This window comes from Alkalihalobacterium chitinilyticum (genome assembly GCF_029028005.1).
Classification (GTDB): Bacteria; Bacillota; Bacilli; order Bacillales; family Bacillaceae_F; genus Alkalihalobacterium; species Alkalihalobacterium chitinilyticum.
Window position 1 is genome coordinate 30,451 of record NZ_JAOTPO010000020.1, and the last position, 15,955, is coordinate 46,405.

The 15,955-nt window shown below is 40.0% G+C and carries 26 protein-coding genes; all 26 read left to right on the plus strand.

Features of this window, described 5'->3' with window-relative positions; all coding sequences use genetic code 11:
* The first annotated feature begins 16 nt into the window (after positions 1-16).
* Positions 17-2,095, plus strand: coding sequence for an elongation factor G (gene fusA, locus N7Z68_RS20595; protein WP_275120354.1), 2,079 nt, complete (start codon positions 17-19; stop codon positions 2,093-2,095).
* Positions 2,096-2,215: 120 nt separating this feature from the next.
* A complete protein-coding gene (tuf, locus tag N7Z68_RS20600; protein WP_275120355.1) occupies positions 2,216-3,403 on the plus strand; it encodes an elongation factor Tu in 1,188 nt (395 codons plus the stop codon).
* A 548-nt stretch (positions 3,404-3,951) separates the two neighbouring features.
* Complete coding sequence (gene rpsJ / locus N7Z68_RS20605) at positions 3,952-4,260, plus strand: 30S ribosomal protein S10 (protein WP_275120356.1); 309 nt, start codon at positions 3,952-3,954, stop codon at positions 4,258-4,260.
* 106 nt (positions 4,261-4,366) lie between these two features.
* Positions 4,367-4,996, plus strand: coding sequence for a 50S ribosomal protein L3 (gene rplC / locus N7Z68_RS20610; protein WP_275120357.1), 630 nt, complete (start codon positions 4,367-4,369; stop codon positions 4,994-4,996).
* A gap of 25 nt (positions 4,997-5,021) precedes the next feature.
* On the plus strand, positions 5,022-5,645 hold the full coding sequence (gene rplD, locus N7Z68_RS20615) for a 50S ribosomal protein L4 (RefSeq protein WP_275120358.1): 624 nt from the start codon (positions 5,022-5,024) through the stop codon (positions 5,643-5,645).
* Positions 5,645-5,935: a 50S ribosomal protein L23 gene (gene rplW / locus N7Z68_RS20620; protein ID WP_275120359.1), complete on the plus strand. Its 291-nt coding sequence runs from the start codon at positions 5,645-5,647 to the stop codon at positions 5,933-5,935. The genes rplD and rplW overlap by 1 nt, the downstream gene beginning before the upstream one ends.
* 27 nt (positions 5,936-5,962) lie before the next feature.
* Positions 5,963-6,793, plus strand: coding sequence for a 50S ribosomal protein L2 (gene rplB / locus N7Z68_RS20625; protein ID WP_275120360.1), 831 nt, complete (start codon positions 5,963-5,965; stop codon positions 6,791-6,793).
* Between the two features lie 57 nt (positions 6,794-6,850).
* Entirely contained in the window at positions 6,851-7,129 is a 279-nt protein-coding gene (gene rpsS, locus N7Z68_RS20630) for a 30S ribosomal protein S19 (RefSeq protein WP_216831080.1), read from the plus strand.
* 22 nt (positions 7,130-7,151) lie between these two features.
* Positions 7,152-7,496 (plus strand): 50S ribosomal protein L22, encoded by a 345-nt coding sequence (gene rplV, locus N7Z68_RS20635; RefSeq protein ID WP_275120361.1) that lies wholly within the window; start codon positions 7,152-7,154, stop codon positions 7,494-7,496.
* A 2-nt stretch (positions 7,497-7,498) separates the two neighbouring features.
* The gene (gene rpsC / locus N7Z68_RS20640) at positions 7,499-8,158 is read left to right on the plus strand and encodes a 30S ribosomal protein S3 (protein ID WP_275120362.1); all 660 of its coding nucleotides are present in this window, start codon (positions 7,499-7,501) and stop codon (positions 8,156-8,158) included.
* A 2-nt stretch (positions 8,159-8,160) separates the two neighbouring features.
* Positions 8,161-8,595, plus strand: coding sequence for a 50S ribosomal protein L16 (rplP, locus tag N7Z68_RS20645; protein WP_017729591.1), 435 nt, complete (start codon positions 8,161-8,163; stop codon positions 8,593-8,595).
* Positions 8,585-8,788 carry a 50S ribosomal protein L29 gene (gene rpmC / locus N7Z68_RS20650; RefSeq protein WP_209125354.1) on the plus strand — a complete coding sequence of 68 codons (204 nt, stop codon included), beginning with the start codon at positions 8,585-8,587 and terminating at the stop codon, positions 8,786-8,788. Before rplP ends, rpmC begins: the two co-directional genes overlap by 11 nt.
* A gap of 21 nt (positions 8,789-8,809) precedes the next feature.
* Positions 8,810-9,070: a 30S ribosomal protein S17 gene (gene rpsQ, locus N7Z68_RS20655; protein WP_275120363.1), complete on the plus strand. Its 261-nt coding sequence runs from the start codon at positions 8,810-8,812 to the stop codon at positions 9,068-9,070.
* A 35-nt stretch (positions 9,071-9,105) separates the two neighbouring features.
* Entirely contained in the window at positions 9,106-9,474 is a 369-nt protein-coding gene (rplN, locus tag N7Z68_RS20660) for a 50S ribosomal protein L14 (protein ID WP_209125324.1), read from the plus strand.
* Between the two features lie 38 nt (positions 9,475-9,512).
* Positions 9,513-9,824 (plus strand): 50S ribosomal protein L24, encoded by a 312-nt coding sequence (gene rplX, locus N7Z68_RS20665; protein WP_075388584.1) that lies wholly within the window; start codon positions 9,513-9,515, stop codon positions 9,822-9,824.
* 25 nt (positions 9,825-9,849) lie between these two features.
* Positions 9,850-10,389: a 50S ribosomal protein L5 gene (gene rplE / locus N7Z68_RS20670; protein WP_275120364.1), complete on the plus strand. Its 540-nt coding sequence runs from the start codon at positions 9,850-9,852 to the stop codon at positions 10,387-10,389.
* A 28-nt stretch (positions 10,390-10,417) separates the two neighbouring features.
* Positions 10,418-10,603 (plus strand): type Z 30S ribosomal protein S14, encoded by a 186-nt coding sequence (locus N7Z68_RS20675; protein ID WP_075388582.1) that lies wholly within the window; start codon positions 10,418-10,420, stop codon positions 10,601-10,603.
* Between the two features lie 28 nt (positions 10,604-10,631).
* A complete protein-coding gene (gene rpsH / locus N7Z68_RS20680; RefSeq protein WP_209125326.1) occupies positions 10,632-11,030 on the plus strand; it encodes a 30S ribosomal protein S8 in 399 nt (132 codons plus the stop codon).
* Positions 11,031-11,060: 30 nt separating this feature from the next.
* The gene (rplF, locus tag N7Z68_RS20685; RefSeq protein ID WP_275120365.1) at positions 11,061-11,597 is read left to right on the plus strand and encodes a 50S ribosomal protein L6; all 537 of its coding nucleotides are present in this window, start codon (positions 11,061-11,063) and stop codon (positions 11,595-11,597) included.
* Between the two features lie 30 nt (positions 11,598-11,627).
* Positions 11,628-11,990, plus strand: coding sequence for a 50S ribosomal protein L18 (gene rplR, locus N7Z68_RS20690; RefSeq protein ID WP_275120366.1), 363 nt, complete (start codon positions 11,628-11,630; stop codon positions 11,988-11,990).
* 21 nt (positions 11,991-12,011) lie between these two features.
* Entirely contained in the window at positions 12,012-12,509 is a 498-nt protein-coding gene (gene rpsE, locus N7Z68_RS20695) for a 30S ribosomal protein S5 (RefSeq protein WP_275120367.1), read from the plus strand.
* Positions 12,510-12,522: 13 nt separating this feature from the next.
* The gene (gene rpmD, locus N7Z68_RS20700; protein ID WP_275120368.1) at positions 12,523-12,711 is read left to right on the plus strand and encodes a 50S ribosomal protein L30; all 189 of its coding nucleotides are present in this window, start codon (positions 12,523-12,525) and stop codon (positions 12,709-12,711) included.
* A gap of 29 nt (positions 12,712-12,740) precedes the next feature.
* Complete coding sequence (gene rplO / locus N7Z68_RS20705) at positions 12,741-13,181, plus strand: 50S ribosomal protein L15 (protein WP_275120369.1); 441 nt, start codon at positions 12,741-12,743, stop codon at positions 13,179-13,181.
* Positions 13,181-14,473 carry a preprotein translocase subunit SecY gene (gene secY, locus N7Z68_RS20710; RefSeq protein ID WP_275120370.1) on the plus strand — a complete coding sequence of 431 codons (1,293 nt, stop codon included), beginning with the start codon at positions 13,181-13,183 and terminating at the stop codon, positions 14,471-14,473. The genes rplO and secY overlap by 1 nt, the downstream gene beginning before the upstream one ends.
* A gap of 70 nt (positions 14,474-14,543) precedes the next feature.
* Positions 14,544-15,197, plus strand: coding sequence for an adenylate kinase (locus N7Z68_RS20715; RefSeq protein ID WP_275120371.1), 654 nt, complete (start codon positions 14,544-14,546; stop codon positions 15,195-15,197).
* Complete coding sequence (gene map / locus N7Z68_RS20720; RefSeq protein ID WP_275120372.1) at positions 15,194-15,940, plus strand: type I methionyl aminopeptidase; 747 nt, start codon at positions 15,194-15,196, stop codon at positions 15,938-15,940. The genes N7Z68_RS20715 and map overlap by 4 nt, the downstream gene beginning before the upstream one ends.
* Positions 15,941-15,955: the final 15 nt, after the last annotated feature.

Genomic DNA, 15,955 nt, shown 5'->3' on the forward strand with positions numbered 1-15,955 from the left:
AAAGGAGAAATACACTATGGCAAGAGAGTTCTCCTTAAAGAATACACGTAATATCGGCATCATGGCCCACATTGATGCCGGTAAAACTACAACAACAGAACGTATCTTATTCTACACTGGTCGTATTCATAAAATTGGTGAAACTCATGAAGGTGCATCTCAAATGGACTGGATGGCACAGGAGCAAGAACGTGGTATTACAATCACTTCAGCTGCTACTACTGCCCAATGGAAAGGTCACCGAGTAAACATTATTGATACACCAGGTCACGTAGACTTCACTGTAGAAGTAGAACGTTCTTTACGTGTGTTAGACGGAGCGGTTGCAGTACTTGATGCACAATCAGGTGTTGAACCACAAACTGAAACAGTATGGCGTCAAGCTACTACTTATGGTGTACCACGTGTTGTTTTCGTAAACAAAATGGACAAGACTGGTGCAGACTTCCTATATTCATTAAAAACATTGCATGACCGTTTAGGTGCAAATGCGCATCCAATTCAGTTACCAATTGGTGCTGAAGACGAGTTTCATGCAATTATTGACTTAGTAGAAATGAAAACAAGATTCTATGCTAATGACCTAGGAACAGAAATTACTGAAGGTGAAATTCCAGAAGAGCATAAAGCTCAAGCGGAAGAGTACCGTACTAGGTTAATAGAAGCTGTTGCTGAACAAGACGAAGAGTTAATGATGAAATACTTAGAAGGTGAAGAAATTACGATTGAAGAATTAAAAGCAGGAATTCGTACTGCTACTTGTTCTGTTAATTTCTTCCCAGTTATTTGTGGTACAGCATTCAAGAACAAAGGTGTTCAATTAATGTTAGATGCTGTTCTAGATTACTTACCATCACCGCTTGATGTACCGGCAATTAAAGGTATTTTACCGGATTCTGAGGAAGAAACAACTCGTGAATCAAGTGATGAAGGTCCGTTCTCTGCTCTAGCATTTAAAGTTATGACTGACCCTTATGTTGGTAAGCTTACGTTCTTCCGTGTATATTCTGGAACATTAGATTCAGGTTCTTACGTTGTTAACTCAACAAAAGGTAAACGTGAACGTGTTGGACGTATTCTTCAAATGCACGCTAACAGTCGTGAAGAGATTTCAACAGTATATGCTGGAGATATCGCTGCTGCAGTTGGTCTTAAAGACACAACAACTGGTGACACTTTATGTGATGAAAAGAATCAAGTTATTCTTGAATCAATGGAGTTCCCAGAACCAGTAATTTCACTATCTGTTGAGCCTAAGTCAAAAGCTGACCAAGATAAAATGGGTATGGCTCTTGCTAAACTTGCAGAAGAAGATCCAACATTCCGTACACATACAGATGAAGAAACTGGCCAAACAATCATCGCTGGTATGGGTGAGTTACACCTAGATATCATCGTTGACCGTATGCGCCGTGAATTCAAAGTTGAAGCTAACGTTGGTGCTCCTCAAGTATCTTATCGTGAAACGATCCGTAAAGCGGCTAAAGTTGAAGGTAAGTTTGTTCGTCAGTCAGGTGGACGTGGACAATACGGACACGTTTGGATTGAGTTCGAACCACTTGAAGAAGGTGCGGGATTCCAATTTGAAAACAAAGTTGTTGGTGGTGTAGTTCCTCGTGAATATATCCCGGCTGTTCAAAATGGAATTGAGGAAGCGTTACAAAACGGTATGCTTGCAGGTTATCCGCTATTAGATCTAAAAGCTACAATCTTTGATGGTTCTTACCATGATGTTGACTCAAATGAGATGGCATTTAAGATTGCGGGTTCTATGGCTCTTAAAAACGCAAAATCACATTGTGCTCCAGCAATTTTAGAGCCAATGATGAAAGTAGAAGTAGTAGTTCCAGAAGAGTATATGGGTGATATCATGGGTGATGTTACTGCTCGTCGTGGACGTGTTGAAGGTATGGAAGCTCGCGGGAATGCACAAGTAGTTCGTGCAATGGTTCCACTTGCTGAAATGTTCGGATATGCTACATCTCTACGTTCACGTACACAAGGACGTGGAAACTACACAATGCACTTTGATCACTATGAAGAAGTGCCAAAGAGTGTTTCTGAAGAAATCATTAAGAAACAAACTGGACAATAATATTCAGTAGTTATTGTTTCTTGAATGAGTTTATTGTAAGCTAAGAAAGGTGATAATATATGGGTATTTCACCTTTCTTATCCATAATAATTGATACGTATTTAAGGGAGGAAAAGTAAAATGGGAAAAGCTAAATTTGACCGTTCGAAAACACATGCTAACATTGGTACAATCGGACACGTTGACCATGGTAAAACTACTTTAACAGCTGCTATTACAACTGCTTTAGCTAAAAAAGGTGGAGCAGAAGCTCGTGCATATGATCAAATCGATGGAGCTCCAGAAGAGCGTGAGCGTGGAATCACAATTTCAACTGCACACGTTGAGTATGAGACTGAAACACGTCACTATGCACACGTTGACTGCCCAGGACATGCTGACTACGTTAAGAACATGATCACTGGTGCTGCACAAATGGATGGTGCGATCTTAGTAGTATCTGCTGCTGATGGTCCAATGCCACAAACTCGTGAGCACATCTTACTTTCTCGTCAAGTAGGTGTTCCTTACATCGTTGTATTCTTAAACAAGTGCGACATGGTTGACGACGAAGAGTTACTTGAGTTAGTAGAAATGGAAGTTCGTGACCTTCTTAATGAGTATGACTTCCCTGGTGACGATGTACCAGTTATCCAAGGTTCTGCTCTTAAAGCTTTAGAAGGAGACGAAGCTTGGGAAGCTAAAATCTATGAGCTAATGGATGCTGTAGATTCTTACATCCCAACTCCAGAGCGTGACAACGAAAAGCCATTCATGATGCCAGTTGAGGACGTATTCTCAATCACTGGTCGTGGTACAGTTGCTACTGGACGTGTTGAGCGTGGACAAGTTAAGGTTGGTGAAGAGATTGAAATCATCGGTCTTGCTGAAGAGTCTAGCAAAACAACAGTAACAGGAGTAGAAATGTTCCGTAAGCTTCTTGACTATGCTGAAGCTGGTGACAACATTGGTGCACTTCTTCGTGGTGTATCTCGTGATGACATCCAACGTGGTCAAGTACTTGCTAAGCCAGGTACAATCACTCCACACACAAAGTTCAAAGCTGAGGTTTATGTACTTTCTAAAGAAGAGGGTGGACGTCACACTCCATTCTTCACAAACTACCGTCCACAGTTCTACTTCCGTACTACTGATGTAACTGGTATTTGTAACCTTCCTGAAGGTGTAGAAATGGTTATGCCTGGTGACAACATCGAAATGACTGTTGAACTAATCTCACCAATCGCGATTGAAGAAGGAACAAAGTTCTCAATCCGTGAAGGTGGACGTACAGTTGGAGCTGGCGTTGTAGCTTCAATCCAAGAGTAATTAAGATATAAGAAGTTCCTCGATATAATCGAGGGACTTTTTTTGTTTCTACCTGAAAAGAGAGCTAGTCCATATATATACTAAGCATATTACTGGATAGGTTGAAATAGAAGACCATCTATATTTGAATTCAATACAATTTAGATCCTTATATACTTCTTATAAAAAACTGCTTGTATGTTTTAGAAAATGTCACTTATAGAAGGAAACCGTATAACTATATTTTCATTAATAATGATCTATATAATAGAAAGTACTTTTTGATATCGGGTATACAAAATATTTGGTTGATAATAATGGAAAATATAAACTTGATTACTTGACTTGAATTTAAGTGCATAAGTCTATATAATAGTAAAAGTGTGATCGACAGAAAAAAATATACTTGCATTTAGATGTTAAGTTATATATAATATTGAATGTTGGTCTGTGACAGCGATGATGCGAAAGGTTGCTGACACACCCGGCCCCATTGCCATGGCAGGGTGTGAGGAAATTTTCGCGGAGTATGTCTGTTTATTAAAATGGACGATAAAGGAGGGGCTTAAATGGCAAAACAAAAAATTCGCATCCGTCTTAAAGCTTACGATCATAGAATCCTTGATCAATCGGCAGAGAAAATTGTAGATACAGCGAAGCGTTCTGGGGCTAGTGTTTCTGGACCGATCCCGCTTCCAACTGAAAAGAGTGTGTATACAATCCTTCGTGCGGTACACAAGTATAAAGATTCTCGTGAGCAATTCGAAATGCGCACGCATAAGCGTTTAATCGATATTGTTAACCCAACACCACAAACTGTTGATGCATTAATGAGATTAGACCTGCCATCTGGCGTTGATATCGAAATCAAACTTTAATATTAACTTATGTAAAGTTTGAGCAGTTCATTAATACATTTCGTAAATTTAACTATAAAATAATGGCAAAAAAATAAATTGAGTGAAAACACAGGAGGTGTGACTAATGACCAAAGGAATCTTAGGGAAGAAAATCGGTATGACTCAAGTGTTTGCAGAAAACGGTGATGTAATTCCTGTAACTGTAATTGAAGTTACTCCGAACGTTGTTCTTCAAAAGAAAACTGTTGAAAATGATGGTTATGAAGCAATTCAATTAGGTTATGATGATCAAAAAGCTAACCGTGTGATTAAGCCTGAAAAAGGGCATGCTGACAAAGCAAACACAGCACCTAAGCGCTTCGTGAAAGAAATTCGTAACGTAGATCTTGCTGCGTTTGAAGTTGGTCAAGAAGTCAAGGCAGACACATTTAACGCAGGTGACGTAGTAGACGTAACAGGAACTTCAAAAGGGAAAGGTTTCCAAGGTGCAATTAAGCGCCACAACCAATCTCGTGGTCCTATGTCTCACGGTTCTCGTTATCACCGTCGCCCTGGTTCAATGGGTCCTGTAGCTCCAAACCGAGTATTTAAAGGTAAAGCTTTACCTGGACGCATGGGTGGAGAGCAAATTACAGTACAGAATTTAGAAATCGTTAAAGTAGATACAGATCGTAACCTTCTTTTAGTAAAAGGTAATGTTCCTGGTGCTAAAAAGAGCTACGTAACTGTTAAAAGTGCGGTTAAAAACGACTAACGTTTAATGGAAAGGAGGACACATCATGCCTAAAGTAGCATTATTTAATCAATCCGGCTCACAAGTTGGGGATATTGAATTATCTGATGCAGTATTTGGTATCGAACCAAATGAGCATGTTCTACATGACGCAGTAGTCATGCAACAAGCATCTTTACGTCAAGGTACTCATAAGACAAAAGGACGTTCTGAAGTACGCGGCGGCGGAAGAAAGCCATGGCGCCAAAAGGGAACTGGACGCGCTCGTCAAGGGTCAATCCGTTCACCACAATGGGTAGGTGGAGGAGTAGTATTTGGTCCAACACCACGTGATTACGGTTATAAATTACCTAAAAAAGTACGCCGTTTAGCAATCAAGTCAGCTCTTTCTAGTAAGGTAAAAGCTGCTGAGATTGTTGTTCTAGAGGAATTAGCATTAAACGCACCAAAAACAAAAGAAATGATTTCGATCTTATCAAACCTATCTGTAGATCGTAAAGCATTAATTGTAACTGCTGATTACAACGATGCTGTAGCATTATCTGCTCGTAACATTCCAGGTGTAACATTTGTTTCTGCTGAAGGAGTAAATGTACTTGATGTTCTTAAGCACGATAAGTTAATCATTACTAAAGGTGCAGTTGAAAAGGTAGAGGAGGTGCTAGCGTAATGTCAAACGCTCGTGATATCATTAAGCGCCCCGTAATTACAGAACGTTCAACTGATCTAATGTCTGAAAAGAAGTACACGTTTGAAGTGGACACTCGCGCGAATAAAACTGAAATTAAGAGTGCAATTGAAGAGATCTTTGGAGTGAAAGTGCAGAAAGTTGCTACGATGAACTACAAAGGAAAATTCAAGCGTTTCGGTCGTCACGCAGGGTATACTGCAAAACGCAAAAAAGCAATTGTTACATTAACACCAGAAAGCAAAGAATTAGAATTCTTTGAAGGTGTATAAGTTTAACAGATAAGGAGGGAAATCAAGATGGCGATTAAAAAGTATAAACCGACCAGTGCCGGTCGTCGTGGAATGTCAGTTTTAGATTTTTCAGAAATCACAACTGACAAACCAGAAAAGTCACTATTAGCGCCTTTACACAATAAAGGCGGTCGTAATAATCAAGGTAAATTAACTGTACGTCATCAAGGTGGCGGACACAAACGTAAGTATCGTATTATCGATTTCAAACGCAACAAAGATGGTATTCCAGGCCGCGTTGCTACGATCGAATACGATCCAAACCGTACAGCTAACATTGCACTAATCAACTACGCTGATGGTGAAAAGCGTTACATCATCGCTCCAAAAGGATTAAAAGTTGGAATGACTATCGAGTCAGGTGCAACTGCAGATATTAAAGTAGGGAACGCTCTTCCTTTAATTAATATCCCTGTTGGTACAGTTATCCACAATATCGAATTGAAGCCTGGTAAAGGTGGACAATTAGTACGTTCTGCTGGTGCAGAAGCCCAACTTCTTGGTAAAGAAGGAGATTATGTATTAGTTCGTTTAAAATCAGGTGAAACTCGTTATATCTTATCTACTTGCCGTGCAACAATCGGTTCTGTAGGAAACGATGAGCATGAACTAGTTAACATTGGTAAAGCAGGTCGTTCTCGTTGGTTAGGTAAGCGCCCAACTGTTCGTGGATCTGTTATGAACCCTAACGATCACCCACACGGTGGTGGTGAAGGACGTGCTCCAATCGGACGTAAATCACCAATGTCTCCTTGGGGTAAACCAACACTTGGTTACAAAACACGTAAGAAAAACAAAGCTTCAGATAAGTACATTGTACGTCGTCGCAAAAAATAACGGGGTTGTTTCACGGTTCATTCGAACCGTGGGTCAATCACGAAGGGAGGTTTATTCATGGGCCGTAGTTTAAAAAAGGGACCTTTTGTCGATGATCATTTAATGAAGAAGGTCGAAGTTATGAACGAAAACAATGAGAAAAAGGTTATTAAAACTTGGTCTCGTCGTTCAACTATTTTCCCTGAGTTTATCGGGCATACAATTGCAGTTTACGATGGTCGTAAACATGTTCCAGTATATGTTTCAGAAGACATGGTCGGACACAAACTAGGTGAATTCGCACCTACACGTTCGTATAAAGGTCATGCTGCTGATGACAAGAAAACAAGACGTTAATTAAGAGGGGAGGTCCTTGACAATGCAACAAGCTAAAGCTGTAGCTAAACAAGTGCGTGTGGCTCCTCGTAAAGTTCGTCTAGTTGTGGACTTAATCCGAGGTAAGCAAGTCGGTGAAGCAATCGCTATCCTGCGCCATACACCAAAAGCTGCTTCTCCAATTGTAGAAAAGCTTTTAAATTCTGCAATCGCAAACGCAGAGCACAATTATGAAATGGAACCAAATAACTTATATATTAGTGAAGCATTCGTTGATGAAGGCGTAACTTTGAAACGCTTCCGTCCACGTGCAATGGGTCGCGCTAGCCGTATTAACAAGCGCACAAGCCACATTACAATCGTTGTTTCAGAAAAGAAGGAGGGATAAGCGTGGGTCAAAAAGTCAATCCGGTAGGACTTCGTGTCGGTGTCATTCGTGACTGGGAGTCAAGATGGTACGCTGAAAAGGACTATGCAGACTTACTACACGAAGATATTAAAATTCGTGAGTATATCGAAAAACGTTTAAAAGATGCATCTGTATCTAAGATCGAAATCGAGCGTGCTGCAAACCGTGTAAATGTAACTGTTCATACGGCTAAGCCTGGAATGGTTATCGGTAAAGGTGGTTCTGAAGTAGAAGCACTTCGTAAAGCTTTAAATGAACTAACTGGTAAAAGAGTTCATATCAATATCTTTGAGATTAAAAATGCTGATTTAGATGCTAAATTAGTAGCTGAAAACATTGCTCGTCAATTAGAAAACCGTGTTTCTTTCCGTCGTGCAATGAAGCAAGCACTACAACGTACTATGCGTGCTGGTGCTAAAGGAATTAAAACACAAGTATCAGGTCGTCTAGGTGGCGCTGATATCGCTCGTGGAGAACACTATAGCGAAGGTACTGTTCCACTTCACACGCTTCGTGCAGACATCGATTATGGAACTGCAGAAGCAGATACAACTTACGGTAAATTAGGCGTTAAGATCTGGATTTATCGTGGTGAAGTCCTTCCAACGAAAGGAACGAAAAAAGAGGAAGGGGGCAAATAATTATGTTATTGCCAAAACGTGTAAAATACCGTCGTGAACACCGTGGTAAAATGCGTGGTCGTGCAAAAGGCGGGACAGAAGTTCATTTCGGTGAATATGGTTTACAAGCGCTAGAAGCTTCATGGATTACTAACCGTCAAATTGAGGCAGCGCGTATTGCAATGACACGTTACATGAAACGTGGCGGTAAAGTTTGGATTAAAATTTTCCCTTCTAAACCTTATACTGCAAAGCCTTTAGAGGTTCGAATGGGTTCTGGTAAAGGTGCTCCTGAAGGATGGGTAGCAGTAGTAAAGCCAGGGAAGATTATGTTTGAGATTTCTGGAGTATCTGAAGAGGTAGCACGTGAAGCATTACGTTTAGCTTCTCACAAGTTACCTGTTAAATGTAAATTTGTAAAACGCGAAGAAGTGGGTGGTGACGCAAATGAAAGCTAATGATCTTCGTAACTTAACGACATCTGAAATTGAACAAAAAACGAAGTCACTTAAAGAAGAATTATTCAACCTTCGCTTTCAATTAGCGACTGGCCAGTTGGATAATCCAACCCGCATTCGTGAAGTTCGTAAGGCAATTGCTCGTGCAAAAACAGTGTTGCGCGAGAGAGAACTTGGGATTAACAACGGCTAATTTGAGAGGAGGTTTGCTTAAATGGAACGCAACCAACGCAAAGTGTACATCGGACGCGTAGTTTCAGATAAAATGGATAAAACAATTAGTGTTCTTGTTGAGACATATAAGAAAGATCGTTTATATGGGAAACGCGTAAAGTACTCTAAAAAGTTCAAGGCCCATGATGAAGAAAACACAGCTAAAGTTGGCGATATTGTTAAGATTATGGAGACTCGTCCATTATCTAAAGACAAACGCTTCCGTTTAGTAGAAGTAGTAGAAGAAGCAGTTATTATCTAACTTATTCTTTTTAACCTGAAGGGAGGTAAGATCGTATGATTCAACAGGAGAGTCGTTTAAAAGTTGCTGACAACTCTGGAGCTCGTGAAGTTCTATGTATTAAAGTTTTAGGTGGTTCAGGCCGTAAAACTGCTAACGTCGGTGACATTATCGTTTGTTCTGTAAAACAAGCAACACCAGGCGGCGTTGTCAAGAAAGGTGACGTTGTTAAGGCGGTTATCGTTCGTTCTAAGAGCGGCGTACGTCGTACAGACGGATCTTACATTAAATTTGATGAAAACGCAGCGGTAATTGTACGTGATGATAAAGGTCCTCGTGGAACTCGTATCTTCGGACCAGTTGCACGTGAGCTTCGTGAAAAGCAATTTATGAAAATCGTTTCTTTAGCTCCGGAAGTACTATAATATACATCATCCCTTTTATAAGGAGGTGCGATGATTACATGCACGTTAAAAAAGGCGACACAGTAAAAGTGATATCTGGTAAAGATAAAGGTAAACAAGGCGTTATTTTAGAAGCATTCCCTAAGAAGGACCGTGTACTTGTTGAAGGTGTTAACATTGTTAAAAAACATGCTAAACCTTCTCAAGATAACCCTCAGGGTGGAATTGTAAGCAAAGAAGCTGCAATTCACGTTTCTAACGTAATGATTATTGACCCTAAAACGGGCGAACCAACTCGTATTGGTTATAAAGTAGAAGATGGTAAAAAAGTACGTATTGCGAAAAAATCTGGCGAAGCACTAGATAAGTAGTCAGTGTTGAAAGGAGGTCAATCGTATGACTCGTTTAAAAGAGAAGTATAAAAGTGAGATCGTTTCTTCTTTAGTTGAAAAGTTTAACTACCCATCAGTAATGGGAGTACCTAAAGTAGAAAAGATCGTTATTAACATGGGTGTCGGTGATGCTGTTGCTAACCCTAAAGCTTTAGACAAAGCAGTTGAAGAATTAACACAAATTGCTGGTCAAAAGCCGTTAATTACAAAAGCTAAAAAATCAATCGCAGGATTTAAGTTACGTGAAGGTATGCCGATCGGTGCGAAAGTTACACTACGCGGTGAGCGCATGTACGATTTCTTAGATAAATTAATTACAGTTTCATTACCACGTGTACGTGACTTCCGTGGAATTTCGAAAAAAGCTTTCGATGGTCGTGGAAACTATACATTAGGTGTGAAAGAGCAATTAATCTTCCCTGAAATTGATTATGATAAAGTTGATAAAGTACGTGGTATGGATATCGTTATTGTAACGACTGCAAACACGGATGAAGAAGCTCGTGAGTTATTAACACAAATGGGCATGCCATTCCAAAAATAATCGGCTAAGCCGAAGAGGAGGGAAAACTTTGGCGAAGAAATCAATGATCGCAAAACAGAAACGCCAGCAGAAGTACAAAGTACAAGAGTACACTCGCTGCGAACGTTGCGGACGCCCGCATTCTGTAATGAGAAAGTTTAAATTATGCCGTATTTGCTTTAGAGAACTTGCTTATAAAGGTCAAATTCCTGGCGTTAAAAAAGCTAGCTGGTAAACCCTTAAATGGGAAGGAGGTAATATAGATGGTCATGACAGATCCTGTTGCAGATTTGCTAACTCGCATCCGTAATGCGAACGTAGTTCGTCACGAGAAATTAGAAGTACCTGCTTCTAACATCAAAAAACAAATCGCTGAAATTTTAAAGCGTGAAGGTTTCATCCGTGACTTTGAATATATCGAAGATAACAAGCAAGGTGTTATTCGTATCTTCTTAAAATACGGTGCAAACAACGAGCGAGTTATTACTGGATTAAAACGTATTAGTAAGCCTGGATTACGTGTATACGCAAAAGCTACGGAAGTTCCACGCGTATTAGGCGGATTAGGTATTGCTATCGTTTCAACATCTAAAGGTATTATGACAGATAAAGATGCACGTCAACAACAAGTAGGCGGAGAAGTATTAGCTTACGTTTGGTAATCAATAAAGGTAAGATTGGAGGTGTAAGATATGTCACGTATTGGTAAGAAACCAATTGAAGTTCCAAGTGGAGTAACAGTTACTCTTAACGACAACGTAATTACAGTTAAAGGACCTAAAGGTGAACTTAGCCGTAATGTACACCCAGCAATGGATGTTAAAGTAGAGGAAAACCAAATTGTTATCGAACGACCAAGTGATAACAAGGAACACCGCTCTTTACACGGAACAACTCGTAGTATCATTAGCAACATGGTTGAAGGTGTAACAAAAGGATACGAAAAAGGACTAGAGTTAATCGGGGTAGGTTACCGTGCTACTAAATCTGGTTCAAAATTAGTATTAAACGTAGGTTACTCTCACCCAGTAGAGATCGAGCCTGAGCAAGGTATCGAAATCGAAGTTCCTTCTAATACAAAAGTACTTGTTAAAGGTATCGATAAAGAGCGTGTAGGTGCTATTGCAGCTAACATTCGTTCTGTACGTTTACCTGAGCCTTATAAAGGAAAAGGAATCCGTTATGAAGGTGAATATGTACGTCGTAAAGAAGGTAAAACTGGTAAATAATAAATAGTTAACGGAAAGGAATGACGTTCAATGATTACGAAGCCTGACAAAAATTTGGCGCGTAAGAAAAGACATGCTCACGTTCGTCGCACGATCACAGGTACTCCTGAACGTCCACGTTTAAATGTTTTCCGTTCTTCTAAACACATTTACGCACAGCTAATTGATGATGTGAACGGTGTAACATTAGCATCTGCGTCAAGTTTAGATAAAGAACTTAACTTAGAGAACGGTGGAAATAAAGAAGCAGCTAAAGCTGTTGGAGAACTTGTAGCTAAGCGTGCAGTAGAAAATGGGCACAAGACTATCGTATTCGACCGTGGGGGTTATTTATATCACGGACGTGTTCAAGTATTAGCTGATGCAGCTCGTGAAGCTGGATTACAATTTTAATGTAAAAAGGAGGGAAACTAAATGCGTATCGATGCAAATACGTTGGAGCTTGAAGAAAAAGTTGTTGCCGTTAACCGCGTAGCTAAAGTAGTAAAAGGTGGACGTCGTTTCCGCTTTGCTGCATTAGTAGTTGTTGGTGATAAGAACGGTCATGTCGGCTTTGGAATGGGTAAAGCTCAAGAAGTTCCTGAAGCAATTCGTAAAGCAATTGAAGATGCAAAGAAGAATTTAATTGAAGTACCTGTAGTTGGTACAACAATTCCACACCAAATCTTAGGTCACTTCGGTGCAGGACGAGTATTACTTAAGCCAGCATCAGAGGGTACTGGGGTTATCGCTGGTGGACCTGTACGTGCAGTACTAGAGCTTGCTGGTGTAGGTGATATTCTTTCTAAATCATTAGGATCAAATAATCCTATCAATATGGTTCGTGCAACTATTGAAGGTCTTAAAGAACTTAAGCGCGCTGAAGAGGTTGCTAAATTACGTGGTAAATCAGTAGAAGAACTGCTAGGATAAGGAGGGAAAAGACGTGGCTAAAAAGTTAGAGATTACCCTCACTAGAAGTGTTATCGGACGTCCTGAGGACCAACGTATTACTGTAAAAACTTTAGGCTTACGCAAGATGCATCAAACTGTAGTGCAACAAGATAACGCTGCTATTCGTGGTATGGTTAATAAAGTAGCACATTTAGTAACAGTTAAAGAAATCGACGCGTAATTGAAACTTACTTAAGAGGAGGTGGCAACATGAAACTTCATGAGTTGAAACCTGCAGAAGGGTCTCGCAAGGTACGTAACCGCGTTGGACGTGGTATCGGTTCTGGAAACGGGAAAACAGCTGGTCGTGGACACAAAGGACAAAATTCACGTTCAGGTGGAGGAGTTCGTCCAGGATTTGAAGGTGGGCAAAACCCAATCTTCCGTCGTTTACCAAAACGAGGATTTACTAACCCTACTCGCAAAGAGTTTACAATTGTAAACCTTGAGACGTTAAACCGTTTTGATGCAGGAACTGAAGTTACACCTGAGCTATTAATCGAAACTGGTGTAGTTAAGAACGTTAAGGATGGTATTAAGATCCTTGGTAACGGCAAGCTTGAGAAGCAACTTACAGTGAAAGCTAATAAGTTCTCTGCTACTGCTGTAGAAGCTATCGAAGCTGCTGGCGGAAAAACTGAGGTGATTTAATGTTCCGGACGATCTCCAACATTATGCGCGTTGGTGACTTAAGACGAAAAGTTATATTCACACTACTAATGCTTGTTGTTTTTCGGATCGGTACATTTATTCCTGTACCGGGATCGAATAAAGATGTATTAAATTTCTATGATCAAGCAAATGCTTTTGGATTTTTAAATACTTTTGGCGGTGGAGCATTAGGTAACTTTTCGATTTTTGCTATGGGAATTATGCCGTATATCACCGCATCCATTGTTGTACAGTTACTTCAAATGGATGTAGTGCCTAAGTTTGCAGAATGGGCAAAACAGGGTGAAGCAGGTCGTCGGAAATTGGCTCAAGTCACTCGTTATGGAACAATTGTGTTAGGTTTTATACAAGCACTAGGAATGTCTATTGGTTTTAATACGATCTTCCCAGGATTAATTCCTAACCCAACTGTTCCTACCTATTTATTTATTGCACTCGTACTTACGGCGGGAACAGCATTTTTAATGTGGCTTGGGGAACAAATCACTGCAAAAGGAGTCGGTAACGGTATATCGATTATCATCTTTGCAGGTATAGCTGCTGGTATTCCAAATGCTGTGAACCAAATTTACGCTATACAAATTGAAACTGCTGGTGAACAACTGTTTTTAAGTATTGTCACAGTTTTACTATTACTTCTTGCAATCCTTGCTATTATTGTAGGGGTAATCTACGTTCAACAGGCATTACGTAAAGTACCAGTTCAGTATGCAAAGCGTCTTGTTGGAAGAAGTCCAGTTGGCGGACAGTCAACGCATCTACCAATTAAGGTAAATGCAGCTGGGGTTATTCCTGTAATTTTTGCTTTATCATTATTTATGTTTCCACCAACGATCGCAGGTTTCTTTGGTGGTGAAAATACTGTAGCTCATTGGGTTGCAACTATTTTTGATATTAATAACCCGTACGGCATGATACTTTATGCATTGCTCATCATTGGGTTTACTTATTTCTATACGTTTATTCAGGTTAATCCTGAGCAATTAGCAGACAATCTGAAGAAGCAAGGCGGTTATATCCCTGGTATACGACCAGGAAAGACGACGCAGGAATATATTACACGTATCCTGTATCGACTGACACTAGTTGGAGCATTATTCTTAGCTGTTGTCTCAATTATTCCAGTCTTCTTTACGACTTTCATGGGATTACCTCCTGCAATTCAAATTGGCGGAACTGGATTATTAATTGTCGTTGGTGTAGCATTAGATACGATGAAACAAATTGAGAGTCAGTTAATTAAACGTCATTACAAAGGATTCATAAAGTAACTAGAAACTAAGGGAAAGAGCTGTTTCCCTTAGTGTTATAGTTATTAATTCGGTAATGGAGGGGAAGAAAATGAATTTAATATTAATGGGGCTTCCGGGTGCTGGGAAAGGTACTCAAGCAGAAAGAATTGTTGAGAACTATGGAATTCCACACATCTCTACAGGAGATATGTTCCGTGCAGCAATTAAGAATGAAACTGAACTAGGTATGAAAGCAAAGTCATTTATGGATGCAGGCGAGTTAGTACCTGATGAAGTTACAATCGGTATTGTTCGTGAGCGTTTAAGCCAAGCAGACTGCGAAAAAGGATTTCTATTAGATGGATTTCCGCGTACAGTCGCTCAAGCAGAAGCTTTGGATGAGATGTTGTCATCTCTTCAGAGAAGAATTGACTATGTTATTAATATCGAGGTTCCAGAAGAAATTCTTATGGATCGATTAACGGGAAGAAGAGTTTCACCTACATCAGGGAGAACATATCATGTTATATTCAACCCTCCAAAGGTTGAAGGAATCTGTGACGTTGACAGTAGCCAATTGATTCAAAGAGATGATGATAAACCAGAAACGGTAAAGAAACGCCTTGAAGTTAATATTAAGCAAAGTAAACCACTTCTTGATTTCTACTCAGAAAAAGGTGTACTTCGTGATATCGATGGGTTACAAGAGATTGGGCAAGTGTTTGAAAACATTGACCAACTTCTGAAAGGAATAAATGCATGATTATTTGTAAGACTGAACGTGAGATCGCCATTATGCGCGAGGCGGGTAAGATCGTTGCCCTCACACATCAGGAGCTAAAAAAGCATATCCAACCTGGTATTACTACCAAGGAATTAGATAACATTGCCGAGAAATTGATTCGTTCCTATGATGCGGTACCATCCTTTAAAGGTTACAATGGATTTACGGGTAGTATCTGTGCTTCAGTAAATGAAGAGTTGGTGCATGGTATACCAGGTAAACGTGTTCTCAAGGCTGGAGATATTATTAGTATTGATATAGGTGCTCAATACAATGGATATCATGGTGACTCTGCATGGACTTATGCTGTCGGTGAAATTACAGAAAGTGACCAGAACCTTATGGATGTAACAGAAACATCTTTATACAAAGGGTTAGAGGAAGCTAAACCAGGAGAAAGACTTTCGAATATCTCACATGCGATACAAACTTATGTAGAAGCACATGGATATTCAGTAGTAAGAGAATATGTAGGTCATGGTGTAGGTCAAAACTTACACGAAGATCCACAAATTCCACACTATGGTCCGCCAGGTAAAGGCCCTCGATTAAAACCTGGTATGGTCCTGGCCATTGAACCAATGGTCAATGCTGGAACTCGCTATGTGCGAACACTAGCAGATAATTGGACTGTAGTTACTACCGATAGAAAAAACTGTGCGCACTTTGAGCATACGATTGCTATCACAGAAACTGGGTATGAAATACTGACAAAAGTGTAATTATGAAGGTGATGG

Bases quoted from the DNA above. Each gene is read 5' to 3' on its own strand.
- fusA (WP_275120354.1), top strand. From the start codon at position 17: ATGGCAAGAGAGTTCTCCTTAAAGAATACACGTAATATCGGCATCATG.
- tuf (WP_275120355.1), top strand. From the start codon at position 2,216: ATGGGAAAAGCTAAATTTGACCGTTCGAAAACACATGCTAACATTGGT.
- rpsJ (WP_275120356.1), top strand. From the start codon at position 3,952: ATGGCAAAACAAAAAATTCGCATCCGTCTTAAAGCTTACGATCATAGA.
- rplC (WP_275120357.1), top strand. From the start codon at position 4,367: ATGACCAAAGGAATCTTAGGGAAGAAAATCGGTATGACTCAAGTGTTT.
- rplD (WP_275120358.1), top strand. From the start codon at position 5,022: ATGCCTAAAGTAGCATTATTTAATCAATCCGGCTCACAAGTTGGGGAT.
- rplW (WP_275120359.1), top strand. From the start codon at position 5,645: ATGTCAAACGCTCGTGATATCATTAAGCGCCCCGTAATTACAGAACGT.
- rplB (WP_275120360.1), top strand. From the start codon at position 5,963: ATGGCGATTAAAAAGTATAAACCGACCAGTGCCGGTCGTCGTGGAATG.
- rpsS (WP_216831080.1), top strand. From the start codon at position 6,851: ATGGGCCGTAGTTTAAAAAAGGGACCTTTTGTCGATGATCATTTAATG.
- rplV (WP_275120361.1), top strand. From the start codon at position 7,152: ATGCAACAAGCTAAAGCTGTAGCTAAACAAGTGCGTGTGGCTCCTCGT.
- rplP (WP_017729591.1), top strand. From the start codon at position 8,161: ATGTTATTGCCAAAACGTGTAAAATACCGTCGTGAACACCGTGGTAAA.
- rpmC (WP_209125354.1), top strand. From the start codon at position 8,585: ATGAAAGCTAATGATCTTCGTAACTTAACGACATCTGAAATTGAACAA.
- rpsQ (WP_275120363.1), top strand. From the start codon at position 8,810: ATGGAACGCAACCAACGCAAAGTGTACATCGGACGCGTAGTTTCAGAT.
- rplN (WP_209125324.1), top strand. From the start codon at position 9,106: ATGATTCAACAGGAGAGTCGTTTAAAAGTTGCTGACAACTCTGGAGCT.
- rplX (WP_075388584.1), top strand. From the start codon at position 9,513: ATGCACGTTAAAAAAGGCGACACAGTAAAAGTGATATCTGGTAAAGAT.
- rplE (WP_275120364.1), top strand. From the start codon at position 9,850: ATGACTCGTTTAAAAGAGAAGTATAAAAGTGAGATCGTTTCTTCTTTA.
- rpsH (WP_209125326.1), top strand. From the start codon at position 10,632: ATGGTCATGACAGATCCTGTTGCAGATTTGCTAACTCGCATCCGTAAT.
- rplF (WP_275120365.1), top strand. From the start codon at position 11,061: ATGTCACGTATTGGTAAGAAACCAATTGAAGTTCCAAGTGGAGTAACA.
- rplR (WP_275120366.1), top strand. From the start codon at position 11,628: ATGATTACGAAGCCTGACAAAAATTTGGCGCGTAAGAAAAGACATGCT.
- rpsE (WP_275120367.1), top strand. From the start codon at position 12,012: ATGCGTATCGATGCAAATACGTTGGAGCTTGAAGAAAAAGTTGTTGCC.
- rplO (WP_275120369.1), top strand. From the start codon at position 12,741: ATGAAACTTCATGAGTTGAAACCTGCAGAAGGGTCTCGCAAGGTACGT.
- secY (WP_275120370.1), top strand. From the start codon at position 13,181: ATGTTCCGGACGATCTCCAACATTATGCGCGTTGGTGACTTAAGACGA.
- N7Z68_RS20715 (WP_275120371.1), top strand. From the start codon at position 14,544: ATGAATTTAATATTAATGGGGCTTCCGGGTGCTGGGAAAGGTACTCAA.
- map (WP_275120372.1), top strand. From the start codon at position 15,194: ATGATTATTTGTAAGACTGAACGTGAGATCGCCATTATGCGCGAGGCG.